At 65.9% G+C, this 16399-nt stretch carries 14 protein-coding genes; all 14 read right to left on the bottom strand.

Annotated features, from left to right (window positions below; genetic code table 11):
* The coding region (rpsI, locus tag VFW45_01065) for a 30S ribosomal protein S9 (protein HEU5179355.1) at positions 1-165 on the bottom strand (165 nt) is incomplete at its 3' end.
* Between the two features lie 18 nt (positions 166-183).
* Positions 184-618 (bottom strand): 50S ribosomal protein L13, encoded by a 435-nt coding sequence (gene rplM, locus VFW45_01060; GenBank protein HEU5179354.1) that lies wholly within the window; start codon positions 616-618, stop codon positions 184-186.
* Between the two features lie 87 nt (positions 619-705).
* Positions 706-1644 carry an ornithine carbamoyltransferase gene (argF, locus tag VFW45_01055; protein ID HEU5179353.1) on the bottom strand — a complete coding sequence of 313 codons (939 nt, stop codon included), beginning with the start codon at positions 1642-1644 and terminating at the stop codon, positions 706-708.
* On the bottom strand, positions 1641-2630 hold the full coding sequence (locus tag VFW45_01050; GenBank protein HEU5179352.1) for a carbamate kinase: 990 nt from the start codon (positions 2628-2630) through the stop codon (positions 1641-1643). The genes argF and VFW45_01050 overlap by 4 nt, the downstream gene beginning before the upstream one ends.
* Complete coding sequence (locus VFW45_01045) at positions 2631-3941, bottom strand: cyclic 2,3-diphosphoglycerate synthase (protein ID HEU5179351.1); 1311 nt, start codon at positions 3939-3941, stop codon at positions 2631-2633. It lies immediately after the preceding gene.
* 36 nt (positions 3942-3977) lie between these two features.
* Positions 3978-5276 (bottom strand): aspartate aminotransferase family protein, encoded by a 1299-nt coding sequence (locus VFW45_01040; GenBank protein ID HEU5179350.1) that lies wholly within the window; start codon positions 5274-5276, stop codon positions 3978-3980.
* 273 nt (positions 5277-5549) lie between these two features.
* The gene (locus tag VFW45_01035; protein ID HEU5179349.1) at positions 5550-6989 is read right to left on the bottom strand and encodes a sigma-54 dependent transcriptional regulator; all 1440 of its coding nucleotides are present in this window, start codon (positions 6987-6989) and stop codon (positions 5550-5552) included.
* Positions 6986-7615 carry a hypothetical protein gene (locus tag VFW45_01030; protein HEU5179348.1) on the bottom strand — a complete coding sequence of 210 codons (630 nt, stop codon included), beginning with the start codon at positions 7613-7615 and terminating at the stop codon, positions 6986-6988. The genes VFW45_01035 and VFW45_01030 overlap by 4 nt, the downstream gene beginning before the upstream one ends.
* A gap of 89 nt (positions 7616-7704) precedes the next feature.
* Entirely contained in the window at positions 7705-9612 is a 1908-nt protein-coding gene (locus VFW45_01025) for a hypothetical protein (GenBank protein ID HEU5179347.1), read from the bottom strand.
* A 10-nt stretch (positions 9613-9622) separates the two neighbouring features.
* Complete coding sequence (locus VFW45_01020) at positions 9623-12421, bottom strand: prepilin-type N-terminal cleavage/methylation domain-containing protein (protein HEU5179346.1); 2799 nt, start codon at positions 12419-12421, stop codon at positions 9623-9625.
* Positions 12422-12466: 45 nt separating this feature from the next.
* Entirely contained in the window at positions 12467-12970 is a 504-nt protein-coding gene (locus VFW45_01015; protein ID HEU5179345.1) for a hypothetical protein, read from the bottom strand.
* Positions 12971-12982: 12 nt separating this feature from the next.
* On the bottom strand, positions 12983-13477 hold the full coding sequence (locus tag VFW45_01010; GenBank protein ID HEU5179344.1) for a prepilin-type N-terminal cleavage/methylation domain-containing protein: 495 nt from the start codon (positions 13475-13477) through the stop codon (positions 12983-12985).
* Positions 13478-13646: 169 nt separating this feature from the next.
* Positions 13647-15566, bottom strand: coding sequence for an ATP-binding protein (locus VFW45_01005; GenBank protein HEU5179343.1), 1920 nt, complete (start codon positions 15564-15566; stop codon positions 13647-13649).
* Positions 15567-15570: 4 nt separating this feature from the next.
* Positions 15571-16398: a prepilin peptidase gene (locus tag VFW45_01000; protein HEU5179342.1), complete on the bottom strand. Its 828-nt coding sequence runs from the start codon at positions 16396-16398 to the stop codon at positions 15571-15573.
* Position 16399 lies beyond the last annotated feature (1 nt).

The following is a 16399-nucleotide window of genomic DNA, read 5'->3' as shown; positions in this document are numbered from 1 at the left end:
GGTGAGCATGAGCGGCTGGCGGATGATCAGCTTGAGGCTTTCGCGCTTGAAGTATTCGTCGATGGGTCGATCGTTAACCTGGATGGCGCCGGCTCCCGGTCTCAGGAAAACCCTGGCGGTCGCGTGCTTCCGCCGGCCGGTGCCGTAATACTGGATCGAGGTCACGCCTGAATTCCTCCTGAGCTAAGCGCCGATCTTGATCGGCTCCGGACGCTGGGCCTGGTGCGGGTGCTCCGGCCCCGAATAGACTTTCAGCTTGTGGCGCAGTTTCTTTCCGAGCCGGCTCTTCGGGAGCATGCCGTGGATGGCGAGCTCCACCACCCGGGTCGGCTTCTCGCGCAGGAGCTTGCCCGCGGTCACCTGTTTCAGCCCGCCGGGGTAGCCGGTGTGCCAGCGATATACTTTGCGGTCCAGCTTGCGCCCGGTCAGCTTCACCTTCTCGGCATTCACCACCACGACGAAGTCGCCCGTATCCACCGCGGGAGACCATTGCGGACGGTGCTTGCCCATGATGCGGGTTGCCACGAAGGTGGAGAGCCTTCCCAGGGTCTGGCCTTCAGCGTCGACCACCAGCCAGCGATGCTCGGCAGTCTCTTTCGTGGGAACGTACGTCGCCATCAACTTCCTCCGGGTCCTCCGCGGGGAAGGTCCCGCCTGAAGGCCTGTTCGCAGAAGCGTAACTTTTACAACAACCTCCGTGGCTTGTCAAGGACGAATTTCTCTTCCTGCCAGAAGATGCATGACGGCCTTTTGGGCGTGCAGCCGGTTCTCCGCCTGCTGGAAAATCACCGAGGCCGGCGAGTCGGCGACCCCGTCGGTCACCTCCCAGCCGCGGTGGGCCGGCAGGCAATGGAGGAAGCAGGCCCCCTTCGCGGCCATGCCCATGAGCGCTTCGTTGACCTGGAAGGGGCGGAATACCTTGGCGCGCGCCTCCGTCTCCGCCTCCTGCCCCATGCTGGCCCAGACGTCGGTGTAGATCGCGTTGGCGCCGCGGGCTCCTTCGGCGGGATCGTGGACGATCCGCACGCTCCCTCCGGTCTGCGAGGCGTCCCGGCGGGCCTTCTCCACCACTTCCGGCAGCGGCTCAAAGCCTTCCGGGCAGGCCACCGTCACCGAGGCGCCGCATTTCGAGCCCGCGAACATCAGCGAGTGGCAGACATTGTTGCCGTCCCCCACGTAGCACAGCTTCACGGCCCGGAGATCGCGCAAGACCTCTTTCAGGGTCAGAAAATCCGCCAGCCCCTGGCAGGGGTGGGAATAGTCGCTCAGGGCATTGATGACGGGGATCCGACTGTGCCGGGCCAACTGCACGACCGTATCGTGCCGGAAGGTTCGGGCCATGATGAGGTCCACCATGCGCTCGAGATTGTGCGCCACGTCGGGAACCGATTCACGGCTTCCGAGCGAGATGTCAGAAGGTGCCAGGTAGATGGCGTGCCCGCCCATCTGGGTCATTCCCGCCTCGAAGGTGACCCGGGTGCGCAGCGACGGCTTCTCGAAGATCATCGCCAGGGTCTTGCGCTCGAGCGAGCGGGCGAAGCGATCCGGCTCCGCTTTGATGGTCACCGCCAGGTCCAGGATTTCCTTGAATTCTTCGGGCGAGAGGTCCGCCAGACTCAAGAGGTCCTTGCGCGTCAGCTTCATCGTCGGCTCCGTCGGTTGTTGGCCACGCTGCGGCGGGAATCGGGCACCACGCGGGTCCCGGCCCGGCCGGCCAGCGCCTCCTTCATTCTCTCCACGGACGTGATAAGGACTTCTTTCGCGGTCTTCTCGACGAAGGTCGCCGCGGTCTCTACCTTCGGGCCCATGCTCCCCGGAGGGAACTGCCCCCCCTCGAGGTGCCGCCGCGCCTCCGAAGAAGTTAGACGCTCGATGCGGATCTGATCGGGCCGCCCGAAGTTCAGATAGACCTGGTCGACTCCCGTCAGGAGGACGAACAGCTCCGCGTCCAGTTCGGCCGCCAGCAGGCCGGCGGTGTGGTCCTTGTCGATCACCGCCTCGATTCCCTTGAGCCGGCCCTCGTCGGTGCGGAAGACCGGAATGCCGCCTCCTCCGCCAGTGATGACGACGCGGTCCTGCGCCACGAGTTCCTTCACTGCTCCAAGCCCGAGGATCTTTTGCGGACGCGGGGAGGCCACCACTTTTCGATAGCCCCGGCCGGAGTCCTCCACCATCAGCCAGCCCATCCTCTTCATCAGGTACTCGGCCCGATACCTCGTGTAGAACGGGCCGATCGGCTTGCTGGGCTTGCGGAAGGCCGGATCGGTTCGCTCGACCACGACCGGCGTCACCAGGCAGATCACCTCGCGCCGGACACGGCGTGCGGCGAGCGCATTGATCAGGGAGCGCGCCAGCATGTAGCCGATGCTTCCTTCCGATTGCGCGACGCACACATCCAGGGAGATCGGCGGCACCTTGGTGACCGCTTCTTCGACCTGGATGAGGATGTTGCCGACCTGGGGTCCGTTGCCGTGCACCAATACCAGGGAGTAGCCGCCCTGGATCAGCGGCACCAGACGCGTGGCGAGCCGATCGGAGTTCTCGATCTGCTCGGTCTGCGTCCCTTCCTCCCCGCGGCGGATCAGGGCGTTCCCGCCGAACGCCACTACGGCCAGGCGACGCGCGGGCACCTAGAACCTGGACAGGACGTCGTCCAGATCGGGCTTGCCGATCTCCTGCAGCTCATAGGTGACCCGCAGGGCAGGCTTGCTCATCCGGATGGCGCGGCGCAGGTCGATGGGCGTGGCGATGATCACCAGATCGCAGTCGGCCGCGTCGATGGTCGCCCGCAGGTCGGCCATCTGGGCGTCACCATAGCCGACCGCGGGAAGCAGCACCCCGATCTCCGGGTAGTCCTCGAAAGTCTTGCGGATGCTGCCCACAGCGAAAGGCCTCGGATCGACGAGGCTCGCCGCCCCGAACTTGCGCGCCGCCGCCACCCCGGCCCCGAATTTCATCTCGCCGTGGGTCAGCGTCGGACCGTCCTCCACCACCAGCACGCGCTTGCCGGCAATGGCCGCGGGATCCTCGACCGTCAGAGGGGAGGCGGCCTCGATCACCGTCGCGCGAGGGTTGATTTGCCGGATGCTCTCGCGCACCCTGGCCACGTTCTCGGCGGAGGCCGCGTCGATCTTGTTGATGACGATGCAGCCCGCCCGGTAGAGATTGGTGGTCCCCGGGTGGTAGGAGAGCTCGTGCCCCGGCCGCAGCGGATCGGCGACCACGATCTCGAGATCGGCGCGGTAGAAAGGCAGGTCGTTGTTGCCGCCGTCCCACACCACGACGTCCGCCTCGCGCTCCGCCTGCCGGAGAATCTGCTCGTAGTCGACGCCGGCGTAGATGATCGTGCCACTCTTGAGGTGCGGCTCGTACTCCTCGCGCTCCTCGATGGTGCAGTTCGCGGCGTCCAGGTCCTCCAGGCGCGCGAAGCGCTGCACCCGCTGGCGCTCCAGATCACCGTAGGGCATCGGGTGGCGGACCGCCACCACCTTGCGCCCCTTGGCGGCGAGCTTGCGGCAGACCCGGCGCGTCGTCTGGCTCTTGCCGCTGCCGGTCCGCACGGCGCAGATGGAGACCACGGGGACGCTCGCCTTGAGCATGGTCGCGTCCGCCCCCATGAGGCGGAAATCGGCTCCCGAGGCGAGCGCCAACGACGCCCGCCGCATCACGTACTCGTGGCTCACGTCGGAGTAGGCGAAGATCACCTCGTCCACCTTCAATTCGCGGATTTTCGTCGCCAGCTCCGACTCCGGGAATATCGGAATCCCCTTGGGGTAGAGCCGGCCCGCCAGGGAGGCGGGATAGCTGCGGTTGTCGATGTTGGGAATCTGCGTCGCGGTGAACCCCACGACCTCCACGTCGTCCCGATCCCGGAAAGCGACGTTGAAATTGTGGAAGTCCCTGCCGGCGGCCCCCATGATCAGGACCCTGCGCGCGCTCATGACATCACCTCGAAAGAGTTGGAAGAATCCTGGGAACTACGCCCGCACTCCGCCGAGCACCTGCGCCAGCGCTCCTTCCAGGACCTTGAGGGCCTGGCGCATCTGAGTCTCGGTGACCACCATGGGCGGGATGAAGCGGATCACGTTGCCGTAGGTGCCGCAATTGATCAGAACCAGCCCGTTCTCGCGGCACGCGGCGAGCACCTCCGTCACGGCATCGGGATCGGGCTCCTGGGTCTTCGGGTCCTTCACCAGCTCGATGCCGATCATCAACCCGATGCCCCGGACCTCGCCGATGCGCGGGTTCTCGCGGGCCATGCGCTTCAGCTCGCCGAGCGCGATCTCCCCCTGCGCACGCGCGTTCTCCAGCAGGCGCTCGCGCCGGATGGCGTCGATGGTAGCCACCGCCGCCGCGCAGGAGACCGGGTTGCCTCCGAAGGTCGTTCCGTGCGCCCCGGGCGACCAGCGGCGCATCGTCTCGCGCCGGGCGGCGACCGCGGAGAGGGGGAAGCCGCCCGCGATTCCCTTGGCGATGGCCATGATGTCGGGATCCACGCCGTAGGCCTGCGCCGCGAACCACTGCGCCGTGCGCCCGAAGCCGCTCTGCACCTCGTCGAAGATCAGCATGATGCCGTGCTTGGTGCAGATTTCGCGCAGGTGCACCAGGAACTCCTTCGGGGCCGGGATGTAGCCTCCCTCCCCCTGCACCGGCTCGATCAGAATTGCCGCGACCTCCGAAGGATGGATCTCCTCGCGGAACATCTTCTCGAGGTGCGCCACCGCGTCCTCGGTCACCGTCTCGCGCGTCCGGCGCCAGGGATTGCGGTACGGATTCGGGAAGGGCACCCGGTAGACTTCCGGCAGCAGCGGCCGGTAGTGGGTGCGGTACTTTACGGCCGAAGTGGTCAGCGAGACGCACCCCAGAGTCCGCCCGTGGAATGCCCCGGTGAAGCAGATGATCCCGGGCCTTTCGGTCACGTAGCGCGCCAGCTTGATGGCTCCTTCCACCGCTTCGGCGCCGGCGTTCGAGAAGAAGAAGGTGTCGATCCCGCCGGGGCAGATCTTCCCAAGCTCCTCTCCCAGGCGGACGATGCTCTCGTAGTAGAACACCCCGCCCGTATGGATCACCCGGTCGATCTGCTCCTTGGCGGCCTGCATCACCGCCGGGTGGTTGTGCCCGATGTTGGTGACGGCCGTGCCGCAGGCGAAATCGAGGTATTCCCTCCCCTTCTCGTCGGTGACGACGGCGCCGGAGGCCTTGACCGCCACGATTTCGGTGTCCCATCCCAGGGCCGTGGTGAGAACCTGCTTGCCGCGATCCACGATGCTGCTCATGGCTGCTTCCTTATTAATATGAAGGACCGTTTGCTCGGGCGCCGGGCGGACCGGGACGGCCAGATCGGCCGAAGGGATCCAGGGCCGCCGCACAACACTTTGAAGCCCTTGGGATTGCCAGAAACGACCGGCAGAGGCGGGCGGTTTCCAGCCGCAAAAAAATGGAGCAACCTTGGGTCGATCGCTCCTGCCCGAACCGGCCGTCCCAGGTTTCGGGATAAGGCCTTGCGACCGGCTCAGAGCGCCGCAAGTATACCTAGAACCTTCAACTTGTCAACCCTGCTCTGAATCGAGGCGGAGATCTTTCAGTTTTGCGAGGAGCGTCTTGTAGGACACCTGCAGCAGCTCGGCAGCTCGGCTCTTGTTGCCGGAGGTCAGCCGCAGCGCTTCGCGGATCTTCTCCCTCTCGGCGAGCCCCGCAGCCCTCGAGACCACTTCGGAAAGCGAGCCGTGCAATCCGACCAGCTGCCGTACCTGGTTTTCAGTCTCCACCGGGGACGGGCCGCTGAGGCTCAGGTGCTGCGGATGGATCTCCTCCGCCTCGCACAGGATCACCGCGCGCTCGAGAGCATTCTCCAGCTCGCGCACGTTGCCCGGCCAGGAATAACCCTGCATCAGGCGAAGCGCTTCCGCACCGATACCCGGGGCCCGGCGCTTCTGCTCGACGGCGAAGCGTTCGACGAAATGCCGCGCCAGCAGAGAGATGTCTTCCACCCGATCGCGCAGCGGCGGGATGTGCACCGGGAACACCGAGATTCGGAAGAAAAGGTCCTGGCGGAAACCGCCCTCCGACACCAGCCCTTTGAGATCGCGGTTGGTGGCGGCCACGAGGCGCAGATCCACGCTGCGAGTCTCCACCCCGCCGACCCTTTCGAAGCGCCTCTCCTCCAGGACCCGGAGGACCTTTCCTTGGAGGGCCGGCGACAGGTCACCGATCTCGTCGAGGAAAAGCGTGCCGGTATCGGCCATCTCCATCTTGCCCCGCTTCGCGGACCCGGCCCCCGTGTAGGCCCCCTTCTCGTGGCCGAAGAGTTCGTTCTCCAGCAGCGATTCGGGAATCGCCGCGCAGTTGATGGCGAAAAAAGGCCCCGTCCGCCTCGGGCTCCAGTGGTGCAGGGCGCGCGCGAACAGCTCCTTGCCGGTTCCCGATTCGCCGCTGAGCAGCACCGTCGCCTCGGTGGCCGAGACCTTGCGGAGCTCCTCCAACGATTTGTGCAGCGTGCTCGAATTCCCGAGGATGGTGGGAAACCCCAGCTCCTCCGCAAAGCGCTCGCGCAGGAAGGAGTTCTCGCGCGCCAGCAGGCGATGCTGCAAGGCGCGGTCGAGCAGGGCCAGGAGGTGGTCCTGATCCACCGGCTTCTCCAGGAAATCGTAGGCCCCCTCTTTCATTGCGGAAACCGCGTCCTGGATCGTGCCGTAGGCCGTCATCAGGATCACCGGCGTCGTCGGGTCGCACCGCCGGACGCAGCGCAGCACTTCCAGGCCGTCGGAGCCGGGGAGCTTCAGGTCGGTCAGCACCAGCAGAAAGCGCTCTTCACGCAGCAGGACCGCTGCACGCTCGCCGTCCGGACAGGCTTTGACGCTGTAGCCCTCACGCTCCAGGATTCGGCGCAGGGCGTCGCGCAGCCCTTCCTTGTCCTCGACCAGCAGGATTTTTCCGGGAGCAGCAGGAGCAATCGGTGCGGAAGCCTGCCGCGGGGTGGCCAGGCTCATTCAGGATTTGCTGCCAGGAAAGAGGCCAGCTCCTTCCGGGCGGTCTCGAGCTGGCTGTTGGTGTTGCGGATCTCCTCGTCGTTCTTCGCCAGACGCTCCTCGCCGGATAGTCCCGCATCGCCGTCGGACTCCCCGGACGGATCCACGGGGCGCGGCACGAGGGGGTTCTGTATGGAGAGCCGCTTCTGCTCGAGGAATCTCAGCTTCCCTTCCAGATCCGCGACCCTCTTCTGGAGCTCGGCCGATCTCGTCTGCCGCCAACGATCCTTTTCCGCCTTGTCCTTGAAGGCCTTCAGCGGGTCGCTGGAGGGAGCGGGAGGAGCGGTCCCCCGACCGGCGGTGGCTTCCCCGCCGGTGTGGTACTTCTCGAGATCCGCGTCCGTGAAGACCAGCGGCTTGGCCTGCTTCTTTGCCGGTGCCGCAGAGGTCCTGGCCGGAGCGGTTTTTTTGGCGGGGTGCGTCTGGGCCGGCCGGGTCTGGGGCGAGTGCTTCTTGGCCGGGCTTTTTTGGGACTGGCTCGTCGATGAGGAGGCCTGCTCGGCAAGCGTTGGGGAAGGCGGCAGCGCCAGGAGGGCTAGAATGGCAAGCCCGGCTCCCAGAGCCGCAGCGCCGGCGCGAGTCCTCATAAAGCGTTCCTTTCAAAAAGATAAGAGCCCGGGGCGGAGAGAGACTCCGGCCCCGGGCTAATCTAGATTCCGGCGCCGCCGGATTCAAGCTACATATCGCTTTCCCAGCTGGTCGCGACGACCCGGGGCAGCTTCAGGGAGGGAGGCGGCCAGCACTTGTCCTTCAGGCAAGTGTCGAACCAGATGTCCGGCGTACCGGCCGGTCCTCCGCCCGCCTCGATGATTCCCTGCTTGGTGATGATGCTGCCGAAGAACGCCCCGTTGCCCTTCGCGTTCCAGTAGCCGCTGTTGTAGATGACTCCCGCCATATGCACGGCGCCGGTGACGTTCGGTCCCCTGGCCAGCCGGGCGGTCGTGCTGGTTCCGGCCCTCGTAAAAGTGGGTTTGGGGTTCGCGGTCGGATCGCCCGTCGGGTAGGTAAGGTCCAGAACCGTCTCGCCGCTCTGCCAGCCGTCGATGCCGTTGGACTCGATCCAGGGCTCGCCGGGAGCATACATCGTCCGGGTCGGCGGGGAGTTCCCCAATCCGCTGCTGGTCAGGGTCCCGGCGTTCATGAAGATGAAGCCGCCCGAGTTCCAGCCGGAGCTGAGGGTCACGGCCGCCGTCAGGTTCTCGAAGACGCCGTCGCCGTCGGAGTCGGTCGGAGGCAGACCGTTGGCGGTGTCGAAGAAGAACAGCCCGGTTTTCCCGGTGGTCGCCGTGGGAATGTCCACCGCCGCTCCGCTGCCGTTCAGGTTGAAATTCCCCCCTCCCGCATACTTGTAGTAGTAGGCGTTCTTGATCCCCGAGATGGCGACCTGGCGCCAGAAGCCGTAATCCAGATCAGGACAGGGAATCGTGGAGAATCCCAGGTTCTGAAACAGGTTGCTGTGATCATCGTCGGTGCAGCTGCCGGAGGCGGGGGTAGGACACGAGTAGGGCCACGGCTGCATGGCCGCGGTGCCCAGGGGCGTGCCGGAGTTGTCCTGGATCTCCTGGCCCGCCCTGGATCCGAACCAGGGATCCTCCAGCGAGGTGTCGTTGGCGTTCAGGAAGGCGGTCAGCTTGGCCCCGGTGATATAAGCATTGGGAAAACCCGCCGCTCCCGAGTCGTCATAGGGAAAGCCACTGTCCATCTTGTTGTTCATGGAGCTGGTGTTGAAGCGGAAGTTCCCCGCCGCGTTGATGAGGCCCCAGTGGACCGCCAGGTCTCCCGAGGTGCTCAGGTAGTTACACGAAGTGAGAGGGCCGAAATCTCCGGGATACGGGACCTCGGCCACCGTGACCTTGGTCATCCGCTGCGCCACCTGGCGCTCCGCCGCGGTGCCCGGGTTGATGAACACTCCCGCGGTCACCTTTACGGTGGCGATGCCGAAGCGGACCATCTGCCCGCCGATGTTGATGAGCGGCGGCGCGTAGACGTCGATCCGGGTGATCCGCGCCCGCTTGTTGGGCGAGGGATAGTTGGAGAACATCGTGTTGTTCATGTCGGCGAGAAAAGCCGCCTGCGCGCCGCCCGCCGCGGCGTCGATCCGCAGGTCGGGTCCCTCGTCCCCGCCGCTGTGGGATTCCTCTCCCATGAAAGCCAGGAAATTGTTGCCGCGGTATGCCTTCTCGAACGGGTCGTCGGTCCCGTCGCGGTAGATCGGCGTCGTGGGATTTCCCGCGACTCCCTGCACCACGGCGGTGCCGGGGTTGCCGTCGTGGTCGTACCAGCGGATCCCGCGGTTCATCTGGGCCACCGTCGGGACTTTGTAGCCGGTGCCGGTCGGATCGTTGAACCAGTTCATGACCGTGCGCGCGCCGGCCTCGGCCACGAAGAGGGCCTGCTGCGCGTTGAGCTCGTTCTCGGCGATCTGGCTCTCGGTCTGGGCCAGCATCAGGTAGGAGATGCCGAGCAGCGTCAGGATCACCATGACCAGCACGCTGATCAGGAGGGCCGATCCGCGCTCGGAGGATCCGGCGCCCCCTGCGGAAGGCGCCGGACGGTGCGACGAAGGAAGCATCCTGGAAGCCATGTTCATTCCCCTACGGGGTTGCCACGATCGACAGGTCCTTCGCGATGACCTGGAAGGTGCAGCTGCCCGTGACGCTGGAGGAGTCGTGGAACGTGAAGCGGATGGTGATCACTTCGCCGCTGGTGCCGCTGCTGTTCACCAGCGAGTTGGTGAAGTCGAGCTTGACGTTCACCGGGCTGGTGGCGTCGTTGAACCGATCGAAGAACAGGGGCAGCGAGAAGGTGCCGGTAGTCGCGGGAGAGATTACCGGTGTGGGCCAGGTGAAGCTCGGCGGGCTGATGAAGCTCGGATACAGGAAGGAGCTCAGCAGCGGGTTGAAGCCCAAGGTGTTGGTCCATGCCACGTCGATTCGATCGATGTACAGGTCTTTCTGGGCGTTGTTGATGATGTCCCAGGTCAGGTCGCTCTTCTTGGTGCCGCCCGCGGTGCCCGTGGTCGGGCTCAGGTTCGGGTTGGCGGGCGAGATCTGGCAGGCCAGGACCGAGCTGACCGTCACCGTCTGCGTGCGGTAGTTGATGCAGCCGTTGCTGTTCTCCACCTCGATGTAGATGGTGTAAGTGCCGGCCGGCGTCGCCGCCGAGTTCCAGTTCGGGAAGACGAAGGGATACGCCGTCGCCGTCTGGTCGTAGTAGGGGGACCCTCCCTGCGGGTTGGGAATGTAAATGCGCGCCCGTACGTAGGTGTCGCCGCCGCCCGACACGGCCAGTGAGATCGGGACCGAGCCGGCGACGTTCGAGCCGCTCGCGGGGGACATGGTCGGGGTGCCGTTGAAGGTGCAGATCAGCGAGGAGGGCGTCGACCAGGCCGAGAGATTCGGACAGGCGTCGGTCGCCCGGACCTTGTAGAAATAGGTGTTGTTCTGGACCTGGAGGTAGCTCTTGTCCGACGACGTCAGGCTGTGGACCAGCGTCAGGGTGCCGCCGGTAACGGGGCTTCCCGGCACCGCGGTGTAGGTCAGCAGCGAAGGATCGGAGCTGATCGTCCCGGCGGCGTAGACCACCTCGTAGCTGGCCACCTGAATCGTCCGGCTCTGGACGTCCTGCACTACCGCCGGCCAGGTGATGGTCACATCGTTCTGCGTCGTGCGGCTGGCATTCACGGTGTAGGGCTGCATCGGCGGGACGTTGGTCTCCGAAGAGCCGGAGATCGCGGGAGAGACCGCTCCCTGGTTGCCGCACAGATCCACCGCCGCCAACTTGTAGTAGTAGGTCTGGCACTGGGCGACGTTCGAGTCGGTGAACTGGGTGTCGGCCGCCGTCATGGTCGTCTCGTCAACGTAGGGGGTTCCTCCCGGCGTGAAGCCGGAGGTGATGCCCCGCCAGGCCCGGTACCCCTTCAGGTCCCGGATCATCGGGGCGTCGGCGTCGACGCAGCCGGTCGGTCCCGAAGTGTTGGTGGTGACGGCGCCGAAATGGACCTGGACTTGCGCGTCGAGCGGCGGATGGGTGGCGCTTCCCCGCTCCGTCGCCCAGCCCGATCCGGGAGCCGAGGGCGTGGTGGTGTCAGTCAAAGCACCGGAGGAGGCCGAGGTGGAGAATGCCCCGACGTTGCTCGAGGAATCCTTTCCCTGGACCTTGAAGTACCAGGTCGACCCCTGGGTGAAATGCGTGGCGTCACGGACGAAAGCATGGGTCGTGTAGCTCGGCACGCCGTTATCCATGTGCGGATACGGACTGTTGACCACGTAAGGCGTCGCCGTGCTCGTGCTGCCGTAGCCGACGTTGTAGCTGGAGACCAGCTCCGAGGCGGGGCGTCCCACGAAGTTCACCAGGACCCCCTGGCAATGTCCGCCGCACAGGGTCGGCGCCGGTGTCACCTGTCCGGGAGGCGTGGTGTCCGAATCCTGCATCCCGGAGCGGCCCATGTTCTCCACCGTGACGTTGGAGGTGAGCTGGAACTTGCGGTAGTGGGCCGTGCTGCTGGTGCTCGCCTCGGCGGGATCGAGATAGCTTTGATCGGGATTGGGGGTCATCCCGACCAGGTCGACGGAGATGCGGCGGATGCGGCTGCGCAGCGCCGCATTGGCGGTTGCCCCGCCGATATCATCGGACGAATCGGTCGGGGTGAAGGTGCCGATCTGCGTGCCGCCGTCGTCGTAGTAGTGGAAGGTCATCGTCCGGATGTTGTCGGCCACCGGCTGCCGGGTGAAGAAAGCGGCGGCCGTCGGGTTCGCGCTCGAGACGTAGTTCGTCAGGTCGTTGTTCAGAGTGACCCGGTACAGCGTGTAGGGCGGGCTGTCCTGCACCAGCGCCACGTTCCCCAGACGGACATCCTCCAGGATGGCGTCGCGCGGTCCTACGCTGATGTTGTTTCCCTGGTAGGTGATGGTGGTGCGGGTCGGATTGTCGATGTCGGCCGTGAACCCCAGGGTGCTGCCGCCGGTCCAGCCGGGCTTGCCCAGGACGTAGGCTACGATCTCATCGTTGCCGGTGCTGACGGTGTTGAACACTCCCTTGATGCTGCTTTCCGGGGCGTCCTTCAGGACGGAGTCCTCGAAGTCGAGATCGGCGCGCAGGACCACGGCCGTGTCGAAGGCCGCCTCGATCTGCTCGTCGGGCCGGGACTTGCTGCCGTCGGGGTTGTAGTTGTAGCCAGCATTGCGCAGGTCCGAGAGCACTCTCTCGAAAGCCGCCCGGGTGTTCTGCTGCTGGTCGGTGAAGTTCTGCCCCGCCTTGAAGGACTTCTGGGCGGCGTTGTAGAGGATGAACGCGACCGCCGCCGCGATGGCGAAGATGGCCGAGGCGACGATCATCTCCACCAGGCTGAAGCCCTGCTCGCTCTTGCCCTTCCCGCGCCGGTACCGTTGCATCGAAGAACCTCCTTGCGGCCCCGGATCACCGGGGCCGTTCATTCGCTAGAAGCGTATCGTCTGCAGCTGGACCGTCCGGAACCGCCCCAGCTCTCTCCACACGATCGACACGCGGACCTGCAAGGCCGAGCCGCTCCCCATGTTCAGCGGGCTGGCGCTCCCCAGCGGCGTCACGAGAATCGTCCCGAAGGCGCCGGGGCCCAGGCGCGAGGTGATTTCCGACTGCCACTGGTTGGCATTGTTGCCGGTCGTGGTGGTATTGACCGTCATGCTCGTGGTCGCCGCCGTGCCGCCGAAATAGGTATAGATATCGGTGTAGGGCAGCTGGTCGATGCGCTCCATGATCGTGTGGGTCAGCGCGGTGGCGCTGGTGGTGCTCTTTCCCTGGTGAACCTGCTTGCCGCCCAGGATGAACAGGGTGGCGATCGATATCAGGACCGTGGCGAGCAAGCCCAGGGCCAGGGTCACTTCGATCAGGCTGAAGCCCGACTCCCGCTTTCGGGGGGCTCCACCGGATGGCTGCGCTGCAAACGTCTGCTTCGGCTTCATCGCGCTGTCTCCTCAGGGCACAACGGTGCTGAAGGTGCTGGTGACGCGCCCCACCGTATTCAGGTCCAACGTCCAGCGGTCGGCCCGGCCGGCGGCCACGATCCCTTGCACGGCGACCGTGGCGGCGCCCGTGGCGACCGTGCCGTTGGTGGCGAAGGTGATAGTCGCCGGGCTTGCCGTCACGAAATCGACGCCGTTCGGGAGCTCCCAGGTCCGTGTCCTCCCCTTGGCGTCCGTCCAGGCGTAGTTGCGGTTCGCGGTGTTGACCACCAGGCTGCTGGCGGCGCGCGTGCTCACCGCCACCTGCCGGACGGCCCGCAGGGCGATCGTCAGCTCCTGGGCCGAAGAGCGCACCTTGTAGGCACGGTACGCCTGGGTGAAGGCGGGACCGGCAAAGGTGATGAAAATCCCCATGATCGCCAGGACCAGGAGCATCTCGACGATGGAGAAGCCGTCTTGGTTCCGCTTGCTCGCGGAGAATTGAATCGGTCGTCGCGCTGGTCTCATTCTCCTGCTCCTTTGAAACATCGCCTGAGCCACGCCAAGGAGAACAGCAAGGGGGGTGCCACGCCTCGGCGGGAATCTGACGATTCCCCAGGTGGCGGAAAACAGAGGGGTTGGGGATGACCCTCGCGCCGGGGCTGCTGGCAGAGGAGCTTTGAAAGGATGGAGGGTGTTACAAAAGGTGCCGGGTGCCGCCCGCCTTTTCCCAGGTGGACGCCGATTCCGGGATTTCTCCCTCGCCCGCCGCGGCAACGGGAGAACCTGCGAGCGGGAGGCGAATCGTGAAACAGGCTCCCTTCCCCGGCTGGCTGGCCACCTCGATGCTGCCATCATGGCTCACGATCGCCTTCTGCACGAGCGGCAGGCCAAGCCCGGTGCCTTCAGGGCGGGTCGTGAAGAAGGGAGTGAAAATCCTCGGGAGGATCTCGGGAGGAATGCCCATGCCGTTGTCGGAGACTTCGATCCGCAGGGTCTTCCCCTCCTCCACCGAGCCGGTCACTTCGATCTCCAGCGGGCGGCCGTTGCATGCCTGGACGGCATTCAGCAGGAGATTCTGGAAGGCCCTGCGAAGCTGCGTCTCGTCTCCCACCAGGCAGGGGAACTCCCCCTGGACTTTGAAACGGATTGCGCCCGCGCCGGCAGAGCTCGAGAGCTCGCGGCCCAATGACTCGAGCAGGGTGCGGAGGTCCAGCTCCCCCATTTGCAGACGGGCGGGGCGGGCGAACTGCAGGAACTCTTCCACGACTTTCCTAGATCCTTCCACCTCCCGCAGGATGCGGCGGGATAGATCGACCGTCTCCTCCCCTTCCGATCGCTCCAGCAGCCGGGCGTAGCCCTGCAAGGTGGCCAGGGAGTTTCGGAACTCGTGGGCGATCCCGGCCGAGAGCTCTCCCAGGTGCGACAGGTTCTCCTTGAGCGCGACGCGATCGCGGAGCTGGCGAATCTCGGTGAGATCGGAAAGCAGGCAGACGAGACCCCCGCCGCCGGCCGGTCCACCCATCGGGGAGACGCCAATCCCCAGATGGATCTCGCGGCCGTCGGAGCGCTGGAACGGCACCATCTCGCGGCTGCGCGGCGCCTGATCCCGAAGCGCCTCCGACAGGAGGCGCCCCAGCGGCGTGAAGCGATCGAAGAGGCTCGCGAGCTCCCTGCCGGCAATCTCGGCGCGCCCGACGCCGAGAATCTGCAGCGCCGCCGGATTGGCCAGACGCAGGATCCCCTGCGCGTCGAAGGCCAGCATGCCGGAGGTCAATCCGGCGGCCAGGCTCTCCGCCGGCAGCCCCGCGGCGGACCCTCCGGAGGCCTCGCCCCGCAGGCGAATCAGCTCGTCTTCCTGCGCCTTCAGCTTCTCGGTCACGGTCTGGAAAGTCGCGAACAGCTCGTCGGGCTCCCCCGCCGCCGCTTGCACGCCGCCCGCCGCCGCGGCGGCGGTGCTCATCAGCTTCCGGTAGGGAGCCAGAAGCCAGCGCGCGAACAGCAGAACCAGCAGCACCACGCAGCAGACGCCCGCTGCCTGCACCGCCGCCAGGACCCTCAGGCTGCGCTGCAGGCGAGCCAGCTCTCCGGCATGCTCTTCGATCTTGAGGATGGCTCCCGGCTTCCCGGACGAGCCAATCAGGGGAAGGAAGCCGGAAATCGTCGCATAGGCGACTCCCTCCTCGTCCCGCAGGGAAGCGACGACCGCCTGTCCCGCCTCGAGGTCGCTCCGACGCGCCGGCTCGAGAGACGCATACTCGCCGTCGGGGAGCCCGCTGCGGCCGATGTAAGAGGAGACCTCGATGCGCCCTGAAGGACTCAGGATTTCGATGCCTGCCAGATCGTGCTCCCGCGCGATCCGCGCGAGCTGTGCCTGCGTGACCCCGCCCGGCGCGCCGGCGGAAAAACCGTCGCCCGACGCTGCGGCGCTCAGCTGCAATCGGGCGACGGCCGACTCAGCCTCCAGCAGGACCCGCTCGCCTGTCTCCTCCAGCACCGCATTGCGGCCGGTCATCAGCAGCCGGAAGTTGACCGTGATGGCGGCGGACAGAAAGAGGACGAGGAGCACCAGGAAAATCCGGACCCTTCCCTCGTAGGTGGACAATCCACGGAGCATCGCCTCACTCCTCGGGGGGAAGCCACCCCGCATACCACGCCAGCAGCGCGGGACCGGCAAGCAGCGACAGAAACGCCCCGATCGCCAGGAACGTACCGAAGGGCAGGGCGTGCTTCATGCCGTAGCGCCGCACCGCCATGCCTCCCAGACCCCACGCCGATCCGAGCACCGAGCCGGCGAACAGCGTCAGGAGGACCAGCTTCCATCCGAGGAAGCCGCCCACCATCGCGAGCATCTTGACGTCTCCCATGCCCATCCCCTCGACCCGCTCGTCGGGAGGCTTGCGCAGCTGGGAAAGGCGATAGGCCAGGACCACCAGGTAAGGCATCGCGGCTCCCAGCACCACGCCGGCCGCCCAGCTTCCCCAGCTCAGGCGCTCCACCACGGGACTCCAGGGGTGCAGGCGTCCCAGGAGAGGGACCAGTGCCGACACCGCAATCCCCGGCAGCGTGATCTTGTCGGGAAGAATCTGGTGCTCGGCGTCAATGAAGGCCAGAGCAATGAGCGCCCAGGCGAAGGGAAGATAGATGGCCAGCGTAACGGTCGGCCCCAGCCGAACGAAGAGCAGCAACGTGCAGGCGGCGGTGAGGGCCTCCACCAGGAAATAACGGGGGGAAATCGGGGCGCTGCAGCGGCGGCAGCGGCCTCGCAGGAGAAGGAACGACAGGATCGGGACGTTGTCCAGGGGATGGATGCGGGATCCGCAGCTCGGGCAGGCCGACGGGGGGAACACAACCGACTCGCGTCGCGGGAGGCGATGGATGACCACGTTGAGGAAGCTGCCGATCACCGCTCCCAGCGCCAGGACGAAGGCCTGGATGAGAAGGGACATG

It is taken from the genome of Candidatus Polarisedimenticolia bacterium, assembly GCA_035764505.1.
Classification (GTDB): Bacteria; Acidobacteriota; Polarisedimenticolia; order Gp22-AA2; family AA152; genus AA152.
This window is presented reverse-complemented; position numbering and strand designations above follow the sequence as displayed.